Raw genomic sequence first — 9063 nt, forward strand, 5'->3', positions numbered from 1 at the left:
GGCACGGCCTGCAGGTTCTGGTTGTAGATACCGTGCTTCTGGATGCTGTCCTTCAACTCGGCCCAGTCGGCCTGCGTGGGGATGTGGTGGCCGGCGAAGAGCTCCTTGACCTTCTCAGTCTCAGGAACCCAGGCACGCTCGAGGTACTTGCCGAAGAAGGCGCCCGACGCGTAGGTCGAGTCCTCGAAGCCATCGAAGGCCACGCCTCGCTCGATGGCGAGCTTGTTCGATGCCTGCAGCGCGTGGAACAGCACCGTGTAGAAGTAGATGTTCGTGAAGTCGATCCCCTCTTCCGAGCCGTAGTGCACGTGCTCGCGCGCCAGGTAGCCGTGGAGGTTCATCTGGCCGAGCCCGATCGCGTGCGAGCGGTCGTTGCCGTCTTCGATCGAGCGCACCGACGAGATGTGACTCTGGTTGCTGACCGCGGTGAGGCCACGAATCGCCGTCTCGACCGTGGAGCCGAGGTCGCCGCCGTCCATGGCCAGCGCGATGTTCATCGAGCCGAGGTTGCACGAGATGTCTTTGCCGATCGTGTCGTACGACAGGTCTTCGTTGTACGTGGTCGGCGTGTTCACCTGCAGGATTTCGCTGCAGAGGTTCGACATGTTGATGCGGCCCTTGATGGGGTTGGCCTTATTCACCGTGTCTTCGAACATGATGTACGGGTAGCCCGACTCGAACTGAATCTCGGCCACCGTCTGGAAGAATTCACGCGCGTTGATCTTGGTCTTCTTGATGCGCGGGTCATCGACCATCTCGCGGTACTTCTCGGTGACGGAGATGTCACCGAACGGCACGCCGTAGACCTTCTCGACGTCGTAGGGCGAGAACAGGTACATGTCTTCGCCGTTCTTGGCGAGCTCGAACGTGATGTCGGGCACGACGACACCGAGCGAGAGCGTCTTGATCCGGATCTTCTCGTCCGCGTTCTCGCGCTTGGTGTCGAGGAAGCGCATGATGTCGGGGTGGTGCGCGTTCAGGTACACGGCCCCCGCGCCCAGACGGGCGCCGAGCTGGTTGGCGTAGCTGAAGCTGTCTTAGAGCACCTTAATGACGGGGATGATGCCGCTGGACTGATTCTCGATCTGCTTGATCGGCGCACCCGACTCGCGGATGTTCGACAGCAGCAACGCCACACCGCCGCCGCGCTTGGACAGCTGCAGCGACGAGTTGATGCCGCGGGAGATCGACTCCATGTTGTCTTCGATGCGCAGCAGGAAGCAGCTGACGAGCTCACCGCGCTGCGCCTTGCCTGCATTGAGGAACGTCGGAGTCGCCGGCTGGAAGCGGCCCGAGATGATCTCTTCCACCAGGTTGATCGCGACCTGCTCGTCGCCATCGGCAAGGCCGAGCGCGGTCATGACCACGCGGTCTTCGAAGCGCTCGAGGTAACGCTTGCCGTCGAAGGTCTTCAGGGTGTAGCTGGTGTAGTACTTGAACGCCCCCAGGAATGTCTCGAAGCGGAACTTCTTCGAGTAGGCGAGGTCGTTGAGCTTCTGGATGAACTCGAGCGAGTACTTCTCGATGAGCGCACCCTCGTAGTACTCCTTCTCGACGAGGTAGTCGAGACGCTCCTTGAGCGAGTGGAAGAACACGGTGTTCTGGTTCACGTGCTGCAGGAAGAACTCCTGCGCGGCGCGCTTGTCGGCGTCGAACTGGATCTTCCCGTTCGCGTCGTAGAGGTTCAGCATCGCATTGAGCGAGTGATAGTCGAGCCCCTCGAATGCGGGGTTGATTTTGAACGCCACCTGCTCGGTCATTGCCTGCTCATCAACTGCGGTGTCCACCATCGTTCCAATCCGTCGCTCACGCGATCAACATCGTCCTGCGTGCCGAATACTTCAAGCCGATACAAGTGCGGCACACGGCACTTGCGGCTGATGATCTCTCCGGCGAGACAGAACGACTCGCCGAAGTTGGTGTTGCCAGCGGAGATCACTCCGCGAATGTGACGTCGGTTGCGCTCATCGTTGAGAAACCGGATCACCTGTTTGGGTACTGCGCCTTTTTCCACATCGCGCCCCTGTCCCCCGCCGTAGGTGGGAGTCACGAGGACGAAGGGCTCATCGACGATGAGAGGTTCTTCTGTGCGATACAGCGGAATGCGCTGCGCGGGAAGACCGAGCTTCTCGATGAACCGAGCTGTGTTACCTGACGTACTGGAGAAGTAGACCAGGAGCGGCGCAGCGGTGGCGACGACGCTCATGACCGAACCTCCCTATGCCAGACGAGATGCCAGTTCGCTGATCTTGTCTGGGCGAAAGCCCGACCAGTGATCTTCATCGGTCACGACGACCGGTGCCTGCATGTAGCCGAGCGCCTTGACCTGCTCAAGAGCCGCGGCGTCTTCCGAGAGGTCGTGGATCTCGTACTCAATGCCCTGTGCATCCAGCGCACGGTAGGTCGCATTGCACTGCACGCACGAAGGCTTCGTGTAGACCGTGATCGACATTTCTCATTCCCCTCAAACTCGGTTTTCCCAGCAGACCCCCAGCCGGGACTTCAATACTACATATAGGGACAGACATTGAGGGTGACCACTAGGGATAGTAGTTACATCCGTGTGATTTTCCACCGCTCTCCACTGATACAACACAGGTTGTCCACCGTTTCATCCACAGCGGGACAGATATTTTTCTGACCCTCGAAGCGCATGATCTCGCGGTTCTCAGAGACCTCCCAGAAATCCATCCACAGGTGGCACGCTACGACGCGCCCCAGACATTAGTTTTTCTGTGGAGAACGTCCTTCGGCGTGTCGCGGCGTGTCGCGACACGCACGGTGTGACGAAACCGCATCGGCCCCGAGTAGCGTTGCCTCGTGGCCGGATATCGGGACCTTCTTCGCACCCCCGGGGTGGGACGAATGATCACCTCGCAGCTTGCCGCGCGCTTCCCCTCCGGCATGACCGCGCTCGCGATTCTGCTGCATGTCGAGCAGCGCACCGCCTCCTACGGCGCCGCCGGGCTCGTTCTCGCGGCGACCTCGGTCGGGCAGGCCCTCGCGGGCCCCCTGACCAGCAGATGGATGGGCGCCTGGGGTATGCGGCGCGTACTCACCCTCACCCTGGGCGTATGCGTGCTGTCGGTGCTCGCTCTCGCCCTGCTTCCGCTCACCCTGCCCGGATACGTGTTCTTCGGGCTCCTGATCGGCCTGTCGACACCGCCCGTCCAGTCGGCTGTACGCACGATCTACCCGAAGCTCGTCAACGCGGCACAGCTCACACCGCTGTTCTCGCTGGATGCTTCCCTGCAGGAGATCATCTGGATCTTCGCCCCGGTCGTGATCACGGTCGTCTCCACTCAGGTCGGAACCGTCGAGGGGCTGGTGCTGATCGCCGTCATCCTCGTCGTGGCCGGCGGATGGTTCGTGCTCTCACCCGAGCTCGGCCGCGTGCGCATCCCCCGCAGCCGCCGTGCTTTCGGTCTGGTGGTTCTCAAACCTCCGGTTCTGCTGGCGACCGTCATCGGCTTCCTCCTCATCGGAGGAGTCTCCGCCGTCGAGGTCGGCGTCGTGGCGACCTTCGGTCATGATGGCATCGAGGCGGGACTCGTGCTGGGAGTGTTCGCTGTCGGCAGCCTCGTCGGTGGTCTGTCCCTGGGACACATCCCGATCGGGCCGTGGGCCATGGCACGCCGCCTCGTGATCGTGACGCTCGGCCTCACCCTCGCCGTGTTCTCGTTGAACATCTTCTGGCTCGGCGGAACGCTGCTGCTCGCGGGCGTCGGCATCGCCCCCGTGCTGGCTGTGCTCTTCGCCATCACGACGGCGAGCGTGAAGTTCAGCGAGACGGCCGAGGCGTTCGGCTGGGCCGGGACGGGCCAACTCATCGGGGCGGCCGCAGGGTCGGCCGTCGCCGGGTTCCTCGTCGACGGCGCCGGACCCCAAGGCGCGTTTCTCGCCGGCGTGCTGTTCACCCTCGTCGGACTCATCGTCGCGATCGTGTTCGTACGATCGTTCCCCGACCTCCGCGAGCGAGATGCAAGCCCCTATCCCGACACCGAGCCCGTCACGATCCCGCGCTGATCAGCCTGGGCCGGGCGCGAGAAGGCTCGTAGGCTGAGTGCATGCCCGCACCTCTCACCCTCCCTCGCCTGTGCTGGGGATCGCCGAATGCCTCTCGCCATGCGCTGCTCGTGCACGGGCTCGGATCGTCGGCCGCTCTCATGTGGCAGACCGGCGTGGCCCTCGCAGACGCCGGCTGGCACGCGATCGCGGTCGACCTCCGCGGACACGGTGCCGCCCCGCGCGCACTCGACTACAGCGTGGCCGCCTACGCCGCGGACCTCGCCGCCACCAGGCGCGACGGCGACGCGCCGTGGGATGCGGTCGTCGCGCATTCACTCGGCGGCGCGGCCAGCGTCGTGGCCGCGGCATCCGATCAGTCCTGGACGCAGAAGCTCATCCTCATCGACCCGGCCGTCCTCGTCACCGGCCGAGACGAGGCGATCGTGCGCCGTAGTCAGGAGCGCGCGTTCGCCGACAATCGCTATGAGACTGTGCGCGAACAGCATCCGCACTGGCATCCGCAGGAGATCGAGCTCAAGGTCGATGCGGTCACCCGCGCCAGCGCATGGGCGGTGGAGCAGACCAGCGCGCAGAACGATCCGTGGGATGTGCGAGCGGATGCCGCGCGCCTGCGGGTTCGCACGCACATCATCGGCGGCGACCCTGACGTGTACAGCCTGTTCACCGGCGATGTCGCGGATGCCGTGCTGACCACGAACCAGAATGTCACGATGTCGGTCGTCTCCGGCGCTGGCCATTCCCCGCACCGCGACAAGCCCGACGAGACCATGAGACAACTGCTGGAGGCACTGTGATGATCTTCGACCCCGCTGTGTATCTGCCAGACGATCTTCTCGAGCGCATTCGCGAGCGAGCGCCGATCCATGACCGAGAGAACACCTTCCCCGAACAGGATCTCGACGAGCTTCGCGACAGCGGATACCTCCGCATCCTCGTGCCTGAGGAACGCGGTGGAGCGGGACTCGGCCTCGAGCAGGCCGCCCTCCTGCAGCAGCGCCTGGCCGGGGCATCGCCCGCCACGGCGCTGGCGATCAACATGCACCTGGTCTGGACCGGCGTGGCGAAGGTCTTCAGCGACCGCGGCGTCACCGGGATGGAGTTCGTGCAGGATGGCGCCGCCGCCGGCGACGTCTTCGCCTTCGGAGTCAGCGAGGGCGGCAATGACCTCGTCCTCTTCGTCAGCGACACTCAAGCCGCTCCCCAGGCGGACGGCGGATATGCGTTCACCGGCACCAAGATCTTCACCTCACTCGCGCCGGTGTGGACGAAACTCGGTCTGCACGGCCTCGACACGACGAGTGCGGATGCCCCGAAGCTCGTGTTCGCGTTCATTGATCGAACGGATGCCGTCACCACACGCGACGACTGGGACACACTGGGCATGCGCGGCACGCAGAGCCGCACGACAGTGCTCGACGGCGCCGCGGCCCGCGCGGAGCATGTGGTGAGCCGCATCGATCCGGGGCCGAGCCCCGAACCCATCATCTTCGGAATCTTCAGCGTGTTCGAGCTGCTACTCGCCTCGGTGTACACCGGCATCGCCCGACGCGCCCTCGATCTCGCTGTCGAGACCGTGCGCAAGCGCACGTCGAAGAAGACCGGTCTCGCCTACAGCCAAGACCCCGACATCCGCTGGCGCATCGCCGATATGAGCCTGGCGTACGACGCGGTGCCGCCGCAGATCACCGCGCTCGCCCGCGACGTCGATGCGCGACACGATCACGGCGCCCGCTGGTTCACCCTGCTGTCAGGCACGAAGCATCGAGCGGTCACGATGGCGAAGCACGTCGTCGACCAGGCCATGCTGACCGCCGGCGGCGGTTCGTACTTCTCATCCAACGAGCTCTCGCGCCTCTACCGCGACGTGCTGGCCGGGATGTTTCACCCATCCGACCCCGAGTCCGCGCACTCGGCCGCCGCCAGCGCGCTGCTCGGCCCGATCGAATAACCTCACTTGCGGTCGAAATCGAACGCCTTCAGCAGCTCGTCGACGGCCTGGTCGCGCTCGTCTCCGCCGTGCTCGAACATGTGCGTGACGTGCGTGCGGAGGTGATTCTCCAGCAGCAGCCGATTGAGTGACTCCAGCGACTTCTGGATCGCGCGGGACTGCGTGATGATGTCCATGCAGTACTCCTCGCTCTCGATCATCCGTGCGACGCCGCGCAGCTGCCCCTCCAGGATGCTGGTGCGGTGCAGGGCGCGCTTCTTGATGTCTTCGATCACGGTTTCGAGGTTACCCTCGACGGGCTCAGACACCGAGTGCGTGCGAGGATGTGCCTATGCCGCGCACTCCGATGGCCCTGCTCTCTCCTGCCGATCAAGAGCGACTGCGCGCCCTGCGCATGATGAAGGCGATAGCCATGGGCGCTCTGGTGTTCATGGCGATCGTGTTCGTCATCGCCTTCTGGTTGCAGGGGCGCTCCCCGTGGCTCGGGTATGTGCGAGCGGCGGCGGAGGGCGGCATGGTCGGTGCGCTCGCCGACTGGTTCGCGGTGACGGCGCTGTTTCGGCGTCCGCTCGGATTGCCGATTCCGCACACGGCGATCATCCCGAACCGCAAAGACGAGATCGGCCGCACACTCGGCGAGTTCGTCGAGACGAACTTCCTCGAAGCCTCTGTGGTGCGCACGAAGCTCGACAGCACGGCGATCGCCCGGCGCGCGGGCGCGTGGCTGCGCGAGAGGCCGCACGCTGAGCGAGTCACTGCCGAAGGTTCGGCGATCGCGGTCGGTGTCCTGAACGCGCTGAGCGATGACGATGTACGAGACCTCATCGCCGACCTCGCCCGCGAGCATCTCGTCGAACCGGAGTGGGGGCCGCCTGCTGGCGCCTGGCTGGAGAAGATCGTGGCATCCGATGCGCATCGAAGCGCCGTCGACCTCGCCGCCGACAGCATCTCGACGTGGCTGGTCGCGAACGCTGATGCGTTCTCAGGGCTCGTCTCGCGGCGGCTGCCCGGCTGGGTGCCGAAGCTCGCGCACCGATTCGTCGATGACACGGTCTACCACGAGGCGATCAAGTTCGTCGATGCCGTGCGCGCTGACGGGCAGCATCCGGCCCGCATCGCGATCGACGGTTACCTAGCCCGCCTCGCTGACAACCTGCAGCATGACACGGTCACCCGCGGCAAGCTCGAGAACGCCAAGGCGTCGCTGTTCGACAGCCCCCGCGTCGGCTCGCTGGCGGCCGAGGCCTGGAACACCGCGAAGAACGGTCTCATCGAGGCGCTGCAGGATCCGACCAGCAGCCTGCGCGGGCGCGCCCTGCAGGCTGTTGAAGAGGTCGGCGAGCGCCTCGTGACGGATGCCGCGCTGCAGCGCCGCGTCGACACCTGGGTGTCGGAGGCCGCGGTCTTCCTGGTCGATCGCTACCGGCATGACATCGCATCGATCATCACCGAAACCGTCGAACGCTGGGATCCGGCCGAGACGACGGAGAAGATCGAACTCATGGTCGGCCGCGACCTGCAGTACATCCGTCTGAACGGAACGATCGTCGGCGCCCTGGCGGGCCTGGCGATCTTCGCCATCGCCCACGCTGTGATCCCTGGAGTGTGAGCGGCCGACCGCCCTGGCGCCGAGTGCCCGCGTCAGACCCGGGCTGAGAGGCCGGCGAGCATCTCCAGCACGCACAGGGCGGCCAGGCGCACGGTTCGCCCGTCGGCCGAGTCGGCTGCGGCATCTACCTCGGCGATGTCGGTGCTGACGATGCGCGCATCCGAGACGAGGGCGCGCACCAGCGCGCGCAGCTCGTGGGCGGCGAGGCCGCCGGGAACGCTCGCCGGACATCCCGGAGCCGCGGCTCGATCGGCCGCGTCGACGTCGACATCGAGATGCACGCGTGCCGCGACATCCGCACCGGCGACCTGGTGAGCCTCCTGCGCAACGTCGGCGACACCGCGACGCCGCAGTTCGTCGAGGGTGATGACGCGGATGCCCCAGTCCGCCGCCCGCCGAGCGTACGCGGCGGAGTTCGCGAAGTCAGCGATCCCGACCTGCACGATCCGCGTCGGGTCGATGCGCTCGTGTGCGGGAGCATCCTCGACCAGACGCCGCACCGGTGAGCCGTTCGAGACGCCATCGCGCAGATCGAAGTGGGCATCGATCGTGATGAGGCCGTTTGCCCCCGCGCCGCGTGCGACGGGATAGGTGAGCGCGTTGTCTCCGCCCAGAGCGATCACGAGGTCGGCGGCCGCGGCGACCTCTGCGACGCGGGCGACGGTGGCGGCGATCCCGGCGTCGCCGTCGGGCTCGGCGATGTCTCCCGCGTCCGTAACGCGCAGCATGGCATTGAGATCGACCGGCGCCGGCCCCATCAGCGTCGCGCTGTAGCGCGGCAGCATGTCGCGGATCGCCTGCGGCGTCGTGTGCGCTCGGGTCGGCGAGAGGGATGTGCGCCACGTGGGGACGCCGAGCAGCACAGCATCCGAACGCTCGGCGGCGTCGAAGGTCGGCCAGCCACCGGCCCGCGGCCACAGCTCGTCGAACGGGAGCGTCATGCTCGACCTCCTTCGCTCGCGGAGGCGCCGTGCAGCACGGCGCCGTCCTTCCACACGGTGTGCACGAGCGGCACGCCGGGCCGATACGACAGATGCACGTGGCTCGGGGCGTCCAGCAGCACGAGGTCGGCGCGGGCCCCCGGCGCGATGATGCCGATGCCGTCACGGCGCAGCGCCGCAGCTCCCCCGGCTGTCGCCGCCCACAGCGCCTCGGCCGGAGTCATCCCCATGTCGCGCACGGCGACGGCGATGCAGAACGGCATGGACGAGGTGAAGCTCGAGCCGGGATTCGTGTCGCAGGCGATCGCGACAGTGATACCGGCGTCGATGAGTCGGCGGGCGTCGGGATACGGCTGCCGGGTCGAGAACTCGACACCGGGGAGCAGGGTGAGGACGGTATCGGATGCCGCGAGCGCCGCCACATCGTCATCGGTCAGGTACGTGCCGTGGTCGACGGATGCTGCGCCCAATTCGACCGCCAGCCGCACGCCGTCGCCCGGCCCGAGCTGACTCGCATGCACACGCGGCATGAGCCC

9 protein-coding genes and 1 pseudogene are annotated in these 9063 nt (G+C 65.9%); 4 read left to right on the plus strand and 6 right to left on the minus strand.

What is annotated here, in order from left to right; genetic code table 11:
• From nrdE to nrdH, 3 genes and pseudogenes are all read right to left on the minus strand, one after another.
• A pseudogene (nrdE, locus tag Q1J95_RS11715) lies at positions 1–1760 on the minus strand (class 1b ribonucleoside-diphosphate reductase subunit alpha); the annotation flags it as partial.
• Positions 1757–2206: a class Ib ribonucleoside-diphosphate reductase assembly flavoprotein NrdI gene (gene nrdI / locus Q1J95_RS11720; protein WP_300267761.1), complete on the minus strand. Its 450-nt coding sequence runs from the start codon at positions 2204–2206 to the stop codon at positions 1757–1759. The pseudogene nrdE and the gene nrdI, both read right to left, overlap by 4 nt.
• 12 nt (positions 2207–2218) lie before the next feature.
• The gene (gene nrdH / locus Q1J95_RS11725; RefSeq protein WP_300267762.1) at positions 2219–2452 is read right to left on the minus strand and encodes a glutaredoxin-like protein NrdH; all 234 of its coding nucleotides are present in this window, start codon (positions 2450–2452) and stop codon (positions 2219–2221) included.
• A gap of 368 nt (positions 2453–2820) precedes the next feature.
• Here nrdH and Q1J95_RS11730 point away from each other — a divergent pair, with 368 nt between their 5' ends.
• The 3 genes from Q1J95_RS11730 to Q1J95_RS11740 are packed head-to-tail and all read left to right on the plus strand — an operon-like array spanning position 2821 to position 5977.
• Positions 2821–4026 carry an MFS transporter gene (locus Q1J95_RS11730; RefSeq protein ID WP_300267763.1) on the plus strand — a complete coding sequence of 402 codons (1206 nt, stop codon included), beginning with the start codon at positions 2821–2823 and terminating at the stop codon, positions 4024–4026.
• 41 nt (positions 4027–4067) lie between these two features.
• The gene (locus tag Q1J95_RS11735; RefSeq protein ID WP_300267765.1) at positions 4068–4823 is read left to right on the plus strand and encodes an alpha/beta hydrolase; all 756 of its coding nucleotides are present in this window, start codon (positions 4068–4070) and stop codon (positions 4821–4823) included.
• A complete protein-coding gene (locus Q1J95_RS11740; protein ID WP_300267767.1) occupies positions 4823–5977 on the plus strand; it encodes an acyl-CoA dehydrogenase family protein in 1155 nt (384 codons plus the stop codon). The genes Q1J95_RS11735 and Q1J95_RS11740 overlap by 1 nt, the downstream gene beginning before the upstream one ends.
• A 2-nt stretch (positions 5978–5979) precedes the next feature.
• Here Q1J95_RS11740 and Q1J95_RS11745 read toward each other — a convergent pair whose 3' ends face one another.
• A complete protein-coding gene (locus Q1J95_RS11745) occupies positions 5980–6285 on the minus strand; it encodes a metal-sensitive transcriptional regulator (RefSeq protein ID WP_300267769.1) in 306 nt (101 codons plus the stop codon).
• Between the two features lie 23 nt (positions 6286–6308).
• Between Q1J95_RS11745 and Q1J95_RS11750 the strand changes: the two genes are divergently transcribed.
• Positions 6309–7586, plus strand: coding sequence for a DUF445 family protein (locus Q1J95_RS11750; protein ID WP_300267770.1), 1278 nt, complete (start codon positions 6309–6311; stop codon positions 7584–7586).
• A 32-nt stretch (positions 7587–7618) separates the two neighbouring features.
• Here the strand turns inward: Q1J95_RS11750 and Q1J95_RS11755 are convergent, their stop codons facing one another.
• Together Q1J95_RS11755 and Q1J95_RS11760 are read right to left on the minus strand one after the other, a co-directional pair.
• Positions 7619–8527, minus strand: coding sequence for an arginase family protein (locus tag Q1J95_RS11755; protein ID WP_300267772.1), 909 nt, complete (start codon positions 8525–8527; stop codon positions 7619–7621).
• Positions 8524–9063 (minus strand): amidohydrolase family protein (locus tag Q1J95_RS11760; RefSeq protein WP_300267774.1); only part of this gene is annotated, 540 nt, incomplete at its 5' end. The genes Q1J95_RS11760 and Q1J95_RS11755, both read right to left, overlap by 4 nt.

The sequence above is a fragment of the Microbacterium sp. genome (assembly GCF_029263575.1).
Lineage (GTDB): Bacteria > Actinomycetota > Actinomycetes > Actinomycetales > Microbacteriaceae > Microbacterium.